This is a genomic window from Hydrogenophaga sp. T66, from assembly GCF_057219855.1.
Map to the genome: position 1 here is coordinate 242251 of NZ_JBXVVX010000001.1, position 15643 is coordinate 257893.

Sequence of the window (15643 nt, forward strand, 5' to 3'; positions counted from 1 at the left end):
TTTCCTGGCCCATCCCGGTGACAAAATGTTTGGCATGTTCACGGCCGACTCGCTCCGTCGTCACGCCCCTCCCGCCCGTCTCGTCGATCCCGCCGATATCGCCGATACCGCGATACCGGCCGCGCCGGTGGGCCTACGCCGGCGCGCGTGCCTGGGGTGGCTCGGTCTGAGCGCGCTGGCGGCCAGCGGCTGCGTGCCCGCGCCGCGCCCGCCCCTGACCGTGGGCTTCAACGCGTGGGTCGGCTACGACCCGCTGGTGCTGGCGCGTGATCGCCGGCTGCTCGAGCCGGCGGCGGTCAAGGTGATCGAGCTGCCGACCGCGGCCGACACCCAGCGCCACCTGCGCAACGGCCTCCTCGACGCCGCCGGGCTCACGCTGGACGAGGCGCTGCGGCTGGCCGATGGGGGCCTGGACCTGCGCATCGTCGCGGTGTGCGACACCTCCGAGGGCAGCGACGTGGTCATGGCCGCGCCGACCATCCGGGCGGTGCGCGACCTGGCCGGGGCCTTCGTGGCGGTGGAAGATTCGTCGGTGGGCGCGCTGTTGTTGCAGCGCATGCTGGAGAGCGCCAGCCTGGACCGCACCGCGGTGAAGGTGGTCAACCTGGAAGCCACCCTGCACCTCGCGGCCCTGCAGGCCGGCGAGGTGGCGGCCGCGGTCAGCTACGCCCCGCTGGCCACCGAGCTGGCCGTGGCCGGTTTTCGGCCCCTGTTCGACAGCCGCCAGATCCCGGGCGAGATCGTCGATGTGCTGGCGGTGCGGGCCAGCGTGGCGCAGGAGCGTCCCGACGCGGTGGATGCCCTGCTGCGCGGGTGGTATGGCGGCCTGTCGGGCCTGCAGCGCGACCCGGCCGGTGCCGCCCAGCTGCTCGCGCCGGGCACCGACCTGCGGCCCGACGATTACCTCGCCGTGCTCGGTGGCCTGCGGTTTCTCGACCTGCGTGAGTCGCTCGCCTGGCTGCGACCGCAGCCGGGGCCGGCGCCGGCCGGGGGGGAGGCCGTGGTCGGGGCCCTGAAGCGCATGGGCCTGCTGGCCCGGGCCCCCGACTGGGCGCGACTGCTCGACCCGGCGCCGGCGGAGCGCCTCCTCGCGGCGGGCGGTGCGCCATGAGCACGTCCGCGTTGGATCGCGTGGCCTGGCTGCCCGGGCGCTGGCTCGCGCCGCTGATGCTGGCGGTGTTTGCGCTGGCCACCAGCGCCTTGAACTACGGTGTGCAGCTGCGCGCTTTGCACGCCGAGGTGCTGGACCTCGAGTCGCAGCGCCTGCGTGAGCGACTGGCGGTGGAGCAAAGCCGCCTGAGTTTTCTCACCGAGGGTCAGCAGCCCCAGCAGGTCCGGCGCATTGTCAGCAGCCTGGCCCTGGTTTCGGGCATGGAGTCGGTCTGGCTGCTCCGCCCGGACGGGCTGGTCACCGCCTCGCTGGTGCGCGCCGACATCGGCCGCGCGTGGGACACGGTGGCCGGCGGCCAGGATGATCTGGCCGGGGATCTGCTGCGCCTGCCCCCCGGCGGCCCCGGGGAGATGGCCATCACCGTTCGCCCGGCCGCCGCCGGCGCGCGCCTCGTGGGCGTGGTGCCGTTCGCGAGCGGTCGCCGCCTGGTGGCGGTCACCGACCTGGAGTTCGCCGTGGCCCAGCGGCGCGCGGGTCTGGTGGAGGAGGTGGTGCGCGAGAGCCTGATCCTGCTGGCGCTGGTCGGCGTCATGGCGCTGATCGCCCACGGCGTGTGGTTCCGGCGCGCGCAGCACCTGCAGCGCACGCTGGCGCGCGTGGGCGAGGGCGATCTGACCGCCCGCACCGGGCTGGGCGGGCGCGACGAAATCGGTCAGGTCGCTGCCGAGGCCGATCGCATGGTCGGGCGGCTGCAGGCCCAGCAGGCCGAGCTGCGGCGGCTGCAGGCGGTGGTGGACCGCTCACCGCTGGTGGTCATCCAGTGGCGCAACGCCCCGGGCTGGCCGGTGGTCTACGTCAGCGAGTCGGTCCGCCAATGGGGCCTGGAGCCGGCCGCCCTGCTGCAGGGGCGCGTGCCCTTCAGCGACCTCATCCACCCGGACGACCTGGCGCGCGTGGAGGGCGAGGTCAGCCGCTTCTTTGCCGATGGCACGAACGACTACCGGCAGGAATACCGCCTGCGCACCGCCGACGGGCGCTGGGTCTGGGTGGACGACCGCACCAGCCTGGACCGGGATGCCGCCGGCGAGGTGCTCACGATCAGCGGCATCCTGCTGGACATCACCGCGCAGAAAGAGGCCCTGCTGGCGCAGCGAGAGCAGGCCGAGCTGCTGGAGCGGTTCTACGACCTGCCCTTCATCGGCATGGCGATCTCCGACCCCCACTCGCGCCGCTGGCTGCAGGTCAACGACCGCCTGTGCGAGATCCTCGGCTACCCGCGCGACGAGCTGCTGGGCAAGACCTGGTCGGAGATGACCCCATCGCCCGACCTCGCGCTCAACCTGAGCTTGTTGGAGCAGGTGCGCGTGGGCGAGCGCGACCACTACCAGATGCAAAAACGCTTTGTGCGCAAAGACGGGGAACTGGTGGACACGGAGATCGACGTGCGGGCCGTGCGCGGGCCCGGTGGAGAACTGCTGCGCCTGTTGTCGACGGTGCAGGACGTGACCGAGCGGCGGCGCGCCAGCGAGGCGCTGCGCGATCAGCGCGACCAGCTCGTGCGCGCCGAGTCGATGGCCGGCCTGGGCAGCTGGCGGTTCGACCTCGGCACCCAGGCCATCTGGTGGTCTGACCAGCTGTTCCGCAACTTCGACCGCGACCCGGCCCTCGGCCCGCCGCCGCGGCTCGACGACTTCGTGGCGCTCTTGCACCCGGACGACCAGGCCGCGGTGGCCGCGTTCATGCGCGCCCACCCCGGTCGCGGGGCGCCGCCCCACCTGGAATACCGGCGCCACCCGGACCTGGGCCCGCTGCGCTGGTTCCGCGCCAGCGTGCAGTCGCACCGCAACGGGCCCGACGGTCCCTTCTATTTCACCGGCACGGTGCTCGACATCACCGCGCTGAAGGAGGCCCAGCACGCGCTGGAACGCAGCAACGCCGAGCTGGAGGCGCGGGTGGCCCAGCGCACCGCCGAACTGAGCGCCCTCAACAGCGAGCTGGAGGCTTTTTCGTACACCGTCTCGCACGACCTGAAGGCGCCGCTGCGCGGCATCGACGGGTACTCGCAGTTGCTGGCCGAAGATTTCGGGGAGCAATTGGGCGAAGCCGGCCGCGGCTACCTCGGCCGCATCCGGCGCGGCGTGCAGCAGATGGCCTCGCTGATCAACGACCTGCTCGACTACTCCCGCATGGAGCGGCGATCGATGGACGCCCAGACCCTGGAGGTGGTGCCCTTGCTGCGGCGGGTGGCCGACGAGCTTTCGGCCGACATCGAACGCACGGGTGCCACCCTGGTAATCGATGTCCCCGACGACTGCGTGCTGCAGGCCGACCGCGAGGGGCTGGCGGTGGTGCTGCGCAACCTCGTGGGCAACGCGCTGAAATTCAGCGCCCGCGGTCAGGCGCCGCGCGTGGAGATCGGCGCCGATCGGGGGGACGGCTGTCAGCGCCTTTGGGTACGTGACAACGGGGTGGGTTTTGACATGAAATACCACGATCGCATCTTTGGCATCTTCCAGCGCCTGCACCGGGCTGAAGAGGTCGCTGGCACGGGCGTGGGCCTGGCGCTCGTGGCCAAGGCGGTGCAGCGCATGGGCGGCCGCGTCTGGGCGCAAAGCCAGCCGGGCCACGGCGCCACCTTTTTTGTGGAGTTCCCGTCATGAACGCGCCCCTGCCACCCATCCTGCTGGTGGACGACAACCCGATGGACGTGGATTTGACCGTGCGCGCGTTCCGCAAGCGGGGCACGGCCTTGCCGATCACCGTGGCCCGCGACGGTGAGGAAGCGCTCGCTTTTGTGCAACGCTGGGAAGAAGGCGAGGCGCTGCCCTCGGTGATCCTGCTGGACATCAACATGCCACGGGTCAACGGGCTGGAGGTGTTGCAGCAGCTGCGCGCCCACCCGCGCTTTCGCCGGATTCCGGTCGTCATGCTCACCTCCTCGCGCGAAGACCGCGACCTCCAGGCCGCTTACGACCTGGGCGCCAACTCCTACATCGAAAAGCCGGTGAGCTTCAGCGAGTTCATCGAGGTGGCGGCCGACATCGAGCGCTACTGGTGCGGGCTCAACGCCCGCGCGTACTGACTTCCGGCCGGCGCGGTCGCGAAAAAAGCGCTCAAGTTCCGGTCCAGTTCGCCGAAACCGGAATCAGACGCCCGGCAGAGCCTTCGCCGGGTCGACCCTTTTGGGGGACCACCATGATCCCGATCGCTGCACCCACACCGGCCGCCTGGCCGCCTCCCACCGTTCCGTCGGCCGTGGCGCCGGTGGCCGCGGCCGCGCCGGTGCGCGCCGTGCAGCCGACCGCCCGCGACCCCGAGTCCGACCTCAACCCCGGCCGCGATGCGCGCACCGCGCTGGAGCGGCGGGCCGAGGGCGGTGCGCGCCCGACGGCGGACACGGCCGAGGAGCGCGGCGTGCGCCGGGACGAAGACCGCCGCGCCGAGCAGGAGGCCGCCGCCGCCCGCGCCGAGCGCGACCGCGAGGCCATCCGGCGCTTGCGCGAGTCGTGGACCAATGTGTGGGAGGCCGGCGCCGCCGTCGTCGAGCAGGCCCTGAGCCGGCGCGCCGATGACGCCGAGGCGGCGGCCGAGGCGACGGCCCCGCCGCCGCCCGCCGCGGACGATCTCACCGGGTACGACGAGCGCGGGCAGGGCATCGTGCCGGTGCCCGAGGCCGGCACGCTGGTCAGCCGGCGCGTCTAGGAGTCTGCGCGGCAGAAGGCATCGAAGCGAAACGCGCGAAAACCGAGGATCGTGGGGTGCCACCGACAAGCCCAGGGTGGATCCCTGGGCGCAGGAGGTGGTACCCCACGAGACCGGTTGATCGCGTGTTGCAGCCGATGCTCCTTCTGCCGCGCAGACTCCTAGCCCGGCTGCCCCCACGAAGCGACCCGAGGCCGGCTGCCGCTCATCCAGCGATCCGCAGTCGATCCGCCGCCTGGTCGGCTCCCCCCAAGACAAAGGCCGCATCGCGGCCTTTGTCTTGGGGGTGGGACGTGGGCGCGCAGCGCCCCGCGTTCACGGCGCCACCGGCGTTTCGAAATCCCGCAGCGCCTCCCGCGTGCGCAGCGAGGTGTCCATCAGCTCGTCGGCCAGCGCCTGGGCGTCCCGCACATGGCCGTCGGTGGCCAGTTTCTCGATCTGCTGCGCCGTGCGGACGATGCCGCGGAAGCCCATCAGCATGGCGGTGCCCTTGAGCTTGTGCGCGTTGTAGGCGATGCGCGGCCCGTCGCCCGCGGCCAGATCCTTCATCAGCGCGTGCACCGTGCCCTCCGGCGGATCAAACAGCGTGCCCAGCAGCTCCTGGTGCGTGTCGGCCGGCATCATCGCCAGGATCTCCACGTAGGACTCGCTGTCGACCAGGATGCCGGCGTCAGCGGTACGGGCCGGCACCAGCGCGTCCCACTGCGACGGGGTCAGGGGCTCGACGTCCGCCCCCGCGCCGCCCAGGGAGACCGGCGCCACGCCGGGCAGGTCGGTGGCGGTGATGCCCGGATCGGCGTGGCCGGTGTCGGTGGGGTCCTCGCCCTGCAGCAAGCCGCAGCGCATCAAGGCCTGCTTCAGGTCGTCGGCCTGCAGCGGCTTGCTGGCAAATTCGTCGACACCGACCTCGCGCGCCCGCTTGCGGGTGTCGTTCACCACGTCGGCCGTGACCAGGATCACCTTGATCTGGCCCGCCGGGCCCGGCAGCGCGCGGATCGCCTGCGTCGCGGCCAGGCCATCGAGCACGGGCATGTGGTAGTCGAGCAGCACCACATCAAAGAGGTGGGTCTCCAGCAGCTGGAGCGCTTCCTGGCCGTTCTCGCAGAACACCGCGTCGTGCCCCATCTGCTCGAGCAGGATGTTCATGTACTTGAGGTTGATCGGGTGGTCCTCGGCCACCAGCACCTTCAGGCGGCGCGCCGCGCGCTTCGGGGCGTCGCCGGTGAGCGTGGCGGCGTTGGCCGGCGCCTCGGTCGCAGGCAGGCGCAGCGTGACGGTGAAGGTCGAGCCTTCGCCGAGGGCGCTGCGCACCTCAATGTCGCCGCCCATCATGCGCGCGAGGTTGCGGGAGATTTCCAGGCCGAGGCCGGTGCCACCGATGCGCCGGCGCAGCGAGTTGTCGGCCTGGTAGAAGCGGGTGAACAGCTGGCCCACCGTGGCCTCGTCCATGCCCATGCCAGTGTCGCTCACGGTGATCCGCACGCCGTCCGGCACCGACGGGATCGGCTCGATCAGGGCCTGCACGCGGCCCGCGGTGGTGAACTTCACGCCGTTGCCCAGCAGGTTGAACAGGATCTGCCGCACGCGGGTGGCGTCGGCCATCACCCACGACGGCAGCGCGCGGTCCACGTGGACCGCGAGATCCAGCCCCTTTTCGCGGGCCGCGGCGCGCATCAGGCCCTCCACGTCCTGCGCCACATGGCGCAGCTCCACCGGCGCGACCGACAGGCGCAGCGTGCCGGATTCCATGGTGGACACGTCGAGGATGTCGTTGAGCACGCCCAGCAGGTGCTGGGCCGAGTCGCGCGCGGTCTGCACGTAGTCGCGCTGCTGCCCCGACAGACCGGTCTCCTCCAGCAGGTTGAGCATGCCCAGCACGCCCTGGAACGGCGTGCGGATCTCGTGGCTCATGTTGGCCAGGAACACGCTCTTGCCGTGGTTGGCGGCTTCGGCGATGTCGCGCGCGGTCTCGAGCTCGCGGCTGAGTTTGCGCAGCCGATCGGTCTGGGCCAGCTGACGCCGCAGGTGGGTCACCAGCAGCCACAAAAAGCCCAGCAGCACCACCGTCTGTACCGCGGCCAGCCCCACGACCAGCAGGCTTTGCTCCTGCAGCTGCGCATTGCGCTCGTCGAGGAAGCGGCTGGTGGCGCGGTTGGCCGCGCGGGTGAGCTCCCTCAGGAATGGTTCCAGAGCCTCAATGTCTTGGGCCAGCACGGCTCTAGCCTCCGCGCCGACTTCCTGGGAGCCTGCGTCGACGAACAACGGGTCGTGCTTGAGCAGAAACTCTCGGACAGCGTTGATGGCATTGATGTAAGCGGCGTCGTTTTCCACCAGATCGCGCCGTGGAATCTCCGTCAGGAGGGGAAGGCGGCTGGCGAATACCTCATACCGCTCAAAGAGGTCGGCGGAAGGAACCGATTTGGTGGACTGACCGACCGATTCGTGAAGCAGGTGGCTCAGCCGGCTGGCTTCGCGTTCGAGCTGATAGGCCGCCCACAGGATCGAATCGACCTGGTTGGTCTTCAGGCTCTTCATCGTCTGCAGCTGATCCCACTGGATGTAGGTCAGCGGCGTCAGCGTGACCAGCAGGGCAGCACCGACAGCGGCCGCCCAGTGTCGGGGCTGCCAGCGGGCCAGACCGGTCGATTCCGAGTTCATTGGATGTCGAGCGCCTTCAACTGCCAGATGGAGCGTTCATAGTACGTCGACGTGCGCAGATCGGCGCTGCTGTCGAACGGATAGACCACGAAAAGCGGTCCCTTGTCACGCACGGGCATCGGCTTGTCGTCCATCAGGCGCGCGACCACGACCTTGAACTTGCGTGCGTCGTCGGCCGGGATCTTGATGGCGTAGTCGTTGATCGCCACCGCGCTGACGGTGGTGCCGGAGGCCTTGGCGGCGGCCAGCACGTCGGCCAGCAGCGGCCCGGTGAATTTCACCGGCTTGTCGTACCAGGGCGTGCGGGTGGTGAAGCTGTGCTGCGGCAAGGCCTCGAGCATCGCCATGTCCATGACCATCTTGTTGCCCTGGTTGGTGGCGCCGATCTTGCCGGAGATGGTCAGGATCACCCGCCCCTGGGGGGCGGGCGCCGTCTGGGCGTGTGCCAGCGGCAGCAGGGCGGCGCCCATCAGGGCGATAAGCAGGCGGCGGGACAGGGGCGTGAACATGGGCAATCTCCTGGTGGGCAAGTCAGATGCGGTGCCTCACCCCGGCCGGTGCGTTGGCCAGGCGTTGCAGTACCGCGGGGGCGATGTCGTTGAGCGGGAGTATCTCGTGGGCGGCGCCGTGCTGGATCGCCATGCGCGGCATGCCAAACACCACGCAGGAGGCTTCGTCCTGCACGTAGTTGTAGCTGCCGGCGTCCTTCATCTCGCGCATCGCGGCGGCCCCGTCGGCGCCCATGCCGGTGAGCATGATGCCGATCGCGTTGGGCCCGATGACCTGGGCCGCCGAGCGGAACAGCACCTCCACCGAGGGGCGGTGCCGGTTGACGGGTTCGGTGTCTTCCACCACGGCCACGTAATTCGAGCCGCTTCGCTCGATGCGCAGGTGGCGCCCACCCGGCGCGATGTAGGCGTGTCCCGGGAGAATGCGCTCGCCGCCCCGTGCCTCCTGCACGCGGATGCGACACAGGCCGTTGAGCCGGTTGGCAAAGCTGGTGGTGAAGCCGGCGGGCATGTGTTGTGTGATGACGATGGCCGGCGCGTCGGGCGGCATCGGCACGAGCACCTCGCGGATGGCTTCCGTGCCGCCGGTGGAGGCGCCGATGCAGATGATCTTCTCGGTGGACAGCCGTGGCAAGGGGGTCCGAGCGGGGGGCGGGGTCTCGGCCCCGGCCGCGCCCGCGGGCGGGGTGCCGGCGGCCGGTGCGCTGGCGGCCGGCAGACGGCGCACGTGGGCCGCCGCGGCCACGCGGATCTTGTCGACGATGTCGCCGGCCAGTTCGTTGAGCCCGCTGGTCACGCCGATGCGCGGTTTGGCCACGAAGTCCACCGCGCCCATTTCCAGCGCGCGCATCGTGATCTCCGCGCCTTGTTCGGTCAGCGTGGACACCATGACCACCGGCATCGGTCGCAGCCGCATGAGGCGGGAGAGAAACTCCAGCCCGTCCATCCGGGGCATCTCCACATCCAGCGTGATCACGTCGGGGTTGAGCTCGCGGATCATCTCGCGCGCCACCAGCGGGTCGGCCGCCGCGCCCACGCAGGTCATGTCGGACTGGCGGTTGATGATCTCGGTCAGCAGGCTGCGCACCAGGGCCGAGTCGTCCACCACCACCACACGTATCTTTGCCATTTGCTGTGTCCTCTTGAGGCGCGGCGCCCGGTTTCGGCGGAACCCGGTGCACGCGGTGGGGGCTGGTCAGAACAGGTCGATCGAGCCGCCGGCGGTGGAGGTGGCCACCACCGCCGCGCTGCCCTTGCGCTCCTGGGTTTCCAGCGATTCGGGGTGCGAGTGCGCCAGGCGCTTGACCATCGCCTTGCCGGTGGCCGGGAAGTAGCAGACCTTGCGCGGATGGATGTCCAGCACGTCTTTGGACACGACCGCGATGCGTTCGGTCTGCAGATAGTCCAGCACGAACTTGGTGTTGCGCTCGCCCACGTTCATGGTGGTGAAGGTGTGCATCACCTGGCCGCCACCGAAGATCTTGGCCTGCAGGTACTCGCGCCGCGCGCCGAGCTTCATCAGCTCGTTGATCAGCAGTTCCATCGCGTACGAGCCGTAGCGGCCGCCGGCGTCGGCGCCGCCCTCGGGCAGCATGAAGTGGTTCATTCCGCCCACGCGCGCCTTCGGGTCGTACAGGCACGCGGCGATGCACGATCCGAGCACGGTCATGATCACGATGTCTTCGGCAGTCACGTAGTACTCACCGGGCAGGACCTTGACCGCGTCCTGCTTGAAATGGTGGTCGTGATAGAAGAACGACGCCTCGCCCGCCTTGGGCGTGCGGGCTTTCAGACGCTCCAGCCGCGAGCGGTCCGAGCGCGCGGGCGCCACCAGAGCATCAGAGGCGCTCATAGACCGTCTTTCCGCGCAGCACGAACAGGTTGCGTGCGTCGCTGAAGTTCTCCGCGTGCCCCACGAACAGCATGCCGCCCGGTTTCATGACCCGGTGGATGCGCTCCAGCACCGCGCGCTGCGTCGGTCCGTCGAAATAGATCATCACGTTGCGGCAGAACACGATGTCGAAGCTGTCGCGCAGCGGCAGTTCGCGGATCAGGTTCACCACCTGGAAGCTCATGTGGCGCTGCAGGTCCGGCTTGACGCGCATGAGGCCGGCGTTGGCGCCCTTGCCGCGCATGAAGAAGCGCTGCAGCCGCTCGGCGCTCAGGCCTTTGGCGCCGTCGGCCTTGTAGACGCCGCGCTGGGCCGTGGCCAGCACCTTGGTGTCGATGTCGCTGTTGACGATCTCGAAGTTGCCGCCGGTGCCCAGGGCCTCGGCGCAGGTCATCGCGATCGAGTACGGCTCTTCGCCGGTGGAGGCCGCCGAGCACCAGATCCGCCACGCATGCCCCGGCTTGCTGCGCAGGTGCTGCGCGAGGATGTCGAAGTGGTGCGACTCGCGGAAGAACGCGGTCAGGTTGGTGGTCAGCGCGTTGATGAACTCCTGCCACTCGGGACCGTCGTGGTTTTCCAGCCAGTCGAGGTAGCTTTTGAAGCTCCCGTGGCCGGTCTCGCGCAGTCGGCGGGAGACGCGGCTATACACCATGGCGTGTTTGCCGTCGTGCAGGCTGATGCCTGCCTTCTGGTAGATCAAGGCCTTGATGCGGCTGAAGTCCGCGTCGGACCACACGAACTCGCGACCCTCCGCGAGCGGGCCGTCGTCCGCCGCAGCGGGGCGGGCCGGTGCGGCCGCGGAGCGCCGGGTCGAAGGGGTCTGCATGAGCATGGGGTGGTCCTGGCCAGGTGATCGTCGAGGGGGCCGCGCCGGGCGCGGCGGTGTCAGTGGCGCGAGCGCCGCACGAGGCCGGAGGTGTCGAGGATGAGCGCCACCTTGCCATCGCCCAGGATGGTGGCCCCCGACACGTTGGGCACCTTGCGGTAGTTGCTCTCCAGGTTCTTGATGACCACCTGTTGCTGGCCCAGCAGCTCGTCCACCATCAGGGCGACGCGCTGCCCGTCGGCTTCGATGACCACCATGATCGGGCTGTTGCCGTTGTGCTCGAACCGCGGCACGTGGAACACCTGCTCCAGTTCGATCACCGGCATGTATTCATCGCGCACCTTGACCACCTGGGCGCCCTGCGCCACGGTGTTGATGTCGCTGGGCTTGATCTGGAAGGATTCGATCACGCTGGCCAGCGGCAGGATGTACACCTCCTCGCTGACGCGCACCGACATGCCGTCCATGATGGCCAGCGTCAGCGGCAGGCGCACCGACACGCGCATGCCATAGCCCTCGGCGGAGTCGAGTTCGACCGTGCCGCCCAGCGCGGTGATGTTCTTCTTCACCACGTCCATGCCCACGCCGCGTCCCGACACATCGGTCACCTGGTCGGCGGTGGAGAAGCCCGGCGCGAAGATCAGGTTCCAGACCTCGGCGTCGGTGAGCGTGTCCGGGGCCTCGATGCCCTTTTCCCGCGCCTTCTTCAGCAGCTTCTCGCGCGACAGGCCCTTGCCGTCGTCGCGCACCTCGATCAGGATGCTGCCGCCCTGGTGGGTGGCGGAGAGGGTGATGGTGCCGGTCTCGTTCTTGCCCTTGGCGCGGCGCTCGTCCGGCATCTCGATGCCGTGGTCGCAGCTGTTGCGGATCAGGTGCGTCAGCGGGTCGGTGATCTTCTCCACCAGCCCCTTGTCGAGCTCGGTGGCTTCACCGAACGTGACCAGTTCCACTTTCTTGCCCAGCTTGCTGGCCAGGTCGCGCAGCATGCGAGGGAAGCGGTTGAACACGACCGACATTGGGATCATGCGGATCGACATCACCGCTTCCTGCAGGTCGCGCGTGTTGCGGTCGAGGTCGGCCAGGCCGGCCAGCAGCGGCTGGTTGGCGCTGGCGTCGAGCTCACGGCTCTTCTGCGCCAGCATGGCCTGGGTTATAACGAGTTCACCGACGAGGTTGATCAGCTGATCCACCTTGCTGACCGACACGCGCAGCGTGGTCGATTCGGGTCCGGCGGCGCTGGCCCCGGCCGCGGCGGTGCTCGCGGCGGCGCGGGTCTCCGGTTTGGCGGCGGCGGGTCGCGCTGCTTCGCTGGCGCTGACAGCCGGCGCCGGTGCGGCCTCGGGCACGCCGGGCGCGCCGTCGAAGAAGCCGAAATCGGTGCCCTCCGTGGCCTTGGGTGCGCTGACCTGGGCGGCGGCGGGTGCGGCCGGCGTGGCGTCCAGGATCTGGATCTGCTCCCGGCTCACGTGGAAGGTGAACAGGTCCAGCAGCTCCGCGTCGCTGGCGCTGGTGCTGGCGCGGAACACCCGCTTGCCCGCCACGTCGCTGGGCATGGTCTCGATCGAGCCGAGGCCCGGGATGTCGCGGAACAGTTCGGCGATGCCGTCGGCGGCGGCCGGGTTGTCCAGCGGGCCGATGTGGATGTCGATGGCGCGCGTCGTCTTGCCCGCCGGGGCCGCGGGGGCGGTGGCCTGGGGCGCGGGCGCGCTCACCGGCGCCGGCGCGGGCGCCGGCTCTGCCACGACCGGCGCAGCCTCGGGCGCGGCCATCGGCTCGCCGTGGGCCAGCGTGTAAATGCGGGCAACCAGCTCGTGGGTGGCCGGCGGCTCGCTGGCGCGTCCCTGGTGCACGGCCAGCAGGCCGCGCAGCGCATCAGACGACTCCAGCAGCACGTCCACCATCGCGGTGGTGGGCTTGAGTTCGTGGCGGCGCAGCTTGTCCAGCAGGCTTTCCATCTGGTGCGTCAGCTCGGCCACATCGGCAAAGCCGAAGGTGGCCGCGCCGCCCTTGATGGAGTGCGCGCAGCGGAAGATGGCATTGAGCTCTTCGTCGTCGGCCTTTTCCACGTCCAGCGCGAGCAGCATCTGCTCCATCTGGTCGAGGTTTTCGCCGGCCTCTTCGAAGAAGATTTGATAGAACTGGGTCAGGTCGATGTCACCACCGGCGCGCCCCGTGTCGGTCGTCATGTCAGCCATGGCGTGTTCCTCGGTGCGTTCAGCGGATGACTTTCTGGATCACTTCGATCAGGCGACCCGGATCGAAGGGCTTGACCAGCCAGCCGGTGGCACCGGCGGTGCGCCCGGCCTGCTTCATCGCGTCGCTCGACTCGGTGGTCAGGATCAGGATCGGCGTGGTCTTGAACTTGGGGTGATCGCGCAGCTTGCGCGTCAGGCCCAGACCGTCGAGGTTGGGCATGTTCTGGTCGGTGAGCACCAGGTCGATGCTGTGGGTCTGTGCCTTTTCATAGGCGTCCTGCCCGTCGACCGCTTCCACCACGTGGAAGCCCGCGCCGGTCAGGGTGAACGACACCATTTTTCGCATGGACGCCGAGTCGTCTACGGCAAGAATCGATCGCATGGGGTACTCCGTTTACGTCAGTTATCGGCGGGAAGGGCTGTGGCTTGAATGGGGGACATTCGTTCAGAACAGCTCGATCGAGCCGGCGTCCATTTCGTTTTGCGTGACCGGGCTCGGGCGGCCCGGCATGGGGTCGAGATTCAGGGGCTCTTCGTCCTCGTCGGGCGCGATCGCTTCGGCCGCCAGTCGCCACGCGCAGCCCTTGAGGATGTTGCCGGTGTGCACCAGCAGCTGCGTGGCCATGTCGTGAAACTGCAATTCCGTCACGGACTGGTTGAGGTTGAGCCGGATGCGGGCGAGTTCGGCACCGTGCTGGCCTTCCAGCGCGCCCAGGGCCCGGTCGGCTTCGCCGAAGCGCTGCAGCAGGTTGGCGGTGGCGTGGTCGAGCAGGCCTTCGAGCCGTTGCAGGTCGGTCATGACCATCAGCAACGCGTCCTGGACTTCCGCCACGAGCGACACCGGCAGGTTGACGGATGGCGTCGGGGGCATCGTCGGTGGGTGATTCATGGTCGGCTCTGGGGGTAGGGGTATTACAATTTTGGACAGCTGGTCCGGGATGTATCGGCCGAAAACGCGCCGAATTCAGCGCCTTTTTTGCCACCCGGCGGCGCCCACACCCACCCATCGCCCGCCATCCGTGACCGACGACACCTCCGCGGTTCGATTGCTTCACCTGGAAGACTCCCGGGTTGACCACGCCCTGGTGAAGTTCGCGCTGCAGCGCAGCCAGTTCCGCGCCGACCTCACCCTGGTGGACACGCTCGACGACTTCCGCCGCGAAGTCACCCAGGGGGGGTATGCCGCCGTGCTGGCCGATTACCACCTGCCCGGCTTCACGGGCCTGGACGCCTGGGACGTGGTGCGCGAGACCGGCGTGGACATCCCGTTCATCATCCTGTCCGGCGCCATCGGCGAAGCTGCCGCGGTGGATGCGATGCACCGGGGCGTGAGCGATTACCTGCTCAAGGACAACATGCACCGCCTGTCGCACGTGATCGAGCGTGCGCTGGAGGTGAGTGAAACCCGGCGCGCGAAACAGCGCGCCGACCGCGAACTGGCCGAGTCGCGACAGCGCATCGCCGAGCTGGCCGAACACCTGCAAATGAGCATCGAGCAGGAACGCGCCAACATCGCCCGCGAAATCCACGACGACATCGGCGGCGCGCTGGCCGCCGTCAAGCTCGATCTCGCGTGGGTCAGCCGCCGCGCCACCGAGCCGGAGATGCAGCGCCACGTCGCCACCGCGCTGGAGATGCTGCAGCACGCACTCGGCGCCAGCCAGCGGATCATGATGAACCTGCGCCCACCGATCCTGGACCAGGGGCTGGTGGCGGCGGTCCAGTGGCTGGCGGCGGGCTTTGAGCGCCGCACGGGCTTGCGCGTCACGGTCCGCCGCTCGGCCGACGCCATCGACGTGCCGAGGGATGTGCAGCTGGTCGCCTACCGCACGGCGCAGGAGGCCCTCACCAACGTCAGCAAACACGCCCACGCTTCCGCGGTCGACATCGACCTCAGCGACGGCGAGGGCGTGCTCACGCTGGAGGTGAGCGACAACGGGCGTGGCTTGTCGGGCGATGCCCTGCGCAAGGAAAAATCATTCGGCCTGCTGGGCTTGCGCGAGCGCGCGGCGCAGGTCGGCGGCTGGCTGGACGTGAGTTCGTCCGGCCGCGGAACGTCGGTGATCCTGTCGGTGCCCCTGCACGCGGCGTCACCGGCGGCATCAGAAGGGCATTCATGATCAAGGTGATCCTGTGCGACGACCACGCCGTGGTGCGGCGCGGCATCCGCGACACGATTTCGGAGGCGGTGGACATCCAGGTGGTCGGCGAGGCCGGCAGCTACCCCGAGTTGCGCGACCTGATGCGGCGCACGCCCTGCGACGTGCTGGTGCTGGACCTCAACATGCCCGGCCGCGGCGGGCTGGAGGTGCTGGGCGCGCTCAAGGAGGAGGGCTCCGAGGTCAAGACCCTGGTGGTGTCGATGTACCCCGAGGACCAGTACGCGATCCGGTGCCTGCGCGCCGGCGCCCGCGGCTACGTGAACAAGGCGGGCGAGCCGGCCGAGCTGGTGGGCGCCATCCGCACCGTGATGCAGGGCCGCAAGTACGTGACGCCGGAGGTGGCGCAGATGCTGGTGGACACCCTCAACGCGCCCGAAACCGAGCAGCTCCACGCCAGTCTGTCCGAGCGTGAGCTGCAGACGCTGCAGAAGATCGCCTCGGGCAAGAAGCTCAGCGACATCGCTGAAGAACTGATGCTCAGCCCCAAGACGGTCAGCGTCTACCGCGCGCGGGTGCTGGAGAAGCTGCACCTCTCCAACAACGCCGAACTCACCGTCTACGCGATCCGCAACGGACTGGTGTGACCGCG

General features: G+C 69.3%; 14 protein-coding genes. 6 read left to right on the plus strand and 8 right to left on the minus strand.

Features of this window, described 5'->3' with window-relative positions; translation table 11 throughout:
* The first annotated feature begins 25 nt into the window (after nucleotides 1-25).
* The 4 genes from AC2D80_RS01090 (at nucleotide 26) to AC2D80_RS01105 (ending at nucleotide 4813) form a co-directional block, all read left to right on the plus strand.
* On the plus strand, nucleotides 26-1111 hold the full coding sequence (locus AC2D80_RS01090) for an ABC transporter substrate-binding protein (protein WP_484631129.1): 1086 nt from the start codon (nucleotides 26-28) through the stop codon (nucleotides 1109-1111).
* Nucleotides 1108-3771, plus strand: coding sequence for a PAS domain S-box protein (locus tag AC2D80_RS01095; protein ID WP_484631130.1), 2664 nt, complete (start codon nucleotides 1108-1110; stop codon nucleotides 3769-3771). Before AC2D80_RS01090 ends, AC2D80_RS01095 begins: the two co-directional genes overlap by 4 nt.
* Nucleotides 3768-4193, plus strand: coding sequence for a response regulator (locus tag AC2D80_RS01100; protein WP_484631131.1), 426 nt, complete (start codon nucleotides 3768-3770; stop codon nucleotides 4191-4193). The genes AC2D80_RS01095 and AC2D80_RS01100 overlap by 4 nt, the downstream gene beginning before the upstream one ends.
* 113 nt (nucleotides 4194-4306) lie before the next feature.
* Entirely contained in the window at nucleotides 4307-4813 is a 507-nt protein-coding gene (locus AC2D80_RS01105) for a hypothetical protein (protein ID WP_484631132.1), read from the plus strand.
* 315 nt (nucleotides 4814-5128) lie between these two features.
* Here the strand turns inward: AC2D80_RS01105 and AC2D80_RS01110 are convergent, their stop codons facing one another.
* From AC2D80_RS01110 to AC2D80_RS01145, 8 genes are all read right to left on the minus strand, one after another.
* Nucleotides 5129-7471 carry an ATP-binding protein gene (locus AC2D80_RS01110; protein ID WP_484631133.1) on the minus strand — a complete coding sequence of 781 codons (2343 nt, stop codon included), beginning with the start codon at nucleotides 7469-7471 and terminating at the stop codon, nucleotides 5129-5131.
* On the minus strand, nucleotides 7468-7980 hold the full coding sequence (locus tag AC2D80_RS01115; RefSeq protein ID WP_484631134.1) for a putative pterin-binding protein: 513 nt from the start codon (nucleotides 7978-7980) through the stop codon (nucleotides 7468-7470). The genes AC2D80_RS01110 and AC2D80_RS01115 overlap by 4 nt, the downstream gene beginning before the upstream one ends.
* A 22-nt stretch (nucleotides 7981-8002) precedes the next feature.
* Entirely contained in the window at nucleotides 8003-9109 is a 1107-nt protein-coding gene (locus AC2D80_RS01120; protein ID WP_484631135.1) for a protein-glutamate methylesterase/protein-glutamine glutaminase, read from the minus strand.
* Nucleotides 9110-9175: 66 nt separating this feature from the next.
* Nucleotides 9176-9832 carry a chemoreceptor glutamine deamidase CheD gene (cheD, locus tag AC2D80_RS01125; protein WP_484631136.1) on the minus strand — a complete coding sequence of 219 codons (657 nt, stop codon included), beginning with the start codon at nucleotides 9830-9832 and terminating at the stop codon, nucleotides 9176-9178.
* The gene (locus AC2D80_RS01130) at nucleotides 9819-10703 is read right to left on the minus strand and encodes a CheR family methyltransferase (protein WP_484631137.1); all 885 of its coding nucleotides are present in this window, start codon (nucleotides 10701-10703) and stop codon (nucleotides 9819-9821) included. The genes cheD and AC2D80_RS01130 overlap by 14 nt, the downstream gene beginning before the upstream one ends.
* A gap of 53 nt (nucleotides 10704-10756) precedes the next feature.
* Nucleotides 10757-12892, minus strand: a complete 2136-nt coding sequence (locus tag AC2D80_RS01135; RefSeq protein WP_484631138.1) for a chemotaxis protein CheA — start codon at nucleotides 12890-12892, stop codon at nucleotides 10757-10759.
* Between the two features lie 19 nt (nucleotides 12893-12911).
* A complete protein-coding gene (locus tag AC2D80_RS01140) occupies nucleotides 12912-13274 on the minus strand; it encodes a response regulator (RefSeq protein ID WP_484631139.1) in 363 nt (120 codons plus the stop codon).
* A 63-nt stretch (nucleotides 13275-13337) separates the two neighbouring features.
* Nucleotides 13338-13781: a hypothetical protein gene (locus AC2D80_RS01145; RefSeq protein ID WP_484631140.1), complete on the minus strand. Its 444-nt coding sequence runs from the start codon at nucleotides 13779-13781 to the stop codon at nucleotides 13338-13340.
* Nucleotides 13782-13911: 130 nt separating this feature from the next.
* On the opposite strand from AC2D80_RS01145, the gene AC2D80_RS01150 reads away from it, so the two are divergent.
* A complete protein-coding gene (locus AC2D80_RS01150; RefSeq protein WP_484631141.1) occupies nucleotides 13912-15012 on the plus strand; it encodes a sensor histidine kinase in 1101 nt (366 codons plus the stop codon).
* Nucleotides 15009-15638, plus strand: a complete 630-nt coding sequence (locus AC2D80_RS01155; protein WP_484631142.1) for a response regulator — start codon at nucleotides 15009-15011, stop codon at nucleotides 15636-15638. The genes AC2D80_RS01150 and AC2D80_RS01155 overlap by 4 nt, the downstream gene beginning before the upstream one ends.
* The last annotated feature ends 5 nt before the right edge of the window (nucleotides 15639-15643 follow it).

Excerpts from the sequence above, each read along its gene's own strand:
- AC2D80_RS01090 (WP_484631129.1), top strand. The coding sequence starts at position 26 with ATGTTTGGCATGTTCACGGCCGACTCGCTCCGTCGTCACGCCCCTCCC.
- AC2D80_RS01095 (WP_484631130.1), top strand. The coding sequence starts at position 1,108 with ATGAGCACGTCCGCGTTGGATCGCGTGGCCTGGCTGCCCGGGCGCTGG.
- AC2D80_RS01100 (WP_484631131.1), top strand. The coding sequence starts at position 3,768 with ATGAACGCGCCCCTGCCACCCATCCTGCTGGTGGACGACAACCCGATG.
- AC2D80_RS01105 (WP_484631132.1), top strand. The coding sequence starts at position 4,307 with ATGATCCCGATCGCTGCACCCACACCGGCCGCCTGGCCGCCTCCCACC.
- AC2D80_RS01110 (WP_484631133.1), bottom strand. The coding sequence starts at position 7,471 with ATGAACTCGGAATCGACCGGTCTGGCCCGCTGGCAGCCCCGACACTGG.
- AC2D80_RS01115 (WP_484631134.1), bottom strand. The coding sequence starts at position 7,980 with ATGTTCACGCCCCTGTCCCGCCGCCTGCTTATCGCCCTGATGGGCGCC.
- AC2D80_RS01120 (WP_484631135.1), bottom strand. The coding sequence starts at position 9,109 with ATGGCAAAGATACGTGTGGTGGTGGTGGACGACTCGGCCCTGGTGCGC.
- cheD (WP_484631136.1), bottom strand. The coding sequence starts at position 9,832 with ATGAGCGCCTCTGATGCTCTGGTGGCGCCCGCGCGCTCGGACCGCTCG.
- AC2D80_RS01130 (WP_484631137.1), bottom strand. The coding sequence starts at position 10,703 with ATGCTCATGCAGACCCCTTCGACCCGGCGCTCCGCGGCCGCACCGGCC.
- AC2D80_RS01135 (WP_484631138.1), bottom strand. The coding sequence starts at position 12,892 with ATGGCTGACATGACGACCGACACGGGGCGCGCCGGTGGTGACATCGAC.
- AC2D80_RS01140 (WP_484631139.1), bottom strand. The coding sequence starts at position 13,274 with ATGCGATCGATTCTTGCCGTAGACGACTCGGCGTCCATGCGAAAAATG.
- AC2D80_RS01145 (WP_484631140.1), bottom strand. The coding sequence starts at position 13,781 with ATGAATCACCCACCGACGATGCCCCCGACGCCATCCGTCAACCTGCCG.
- AC2D80_RS01155 (WP_484631142.1), top strand. The coding sequence starts at position 15,009 with ATGATCAAGGTGATCCTGTGCGACGACCACGCCGTGGTGCGGCGCGGC.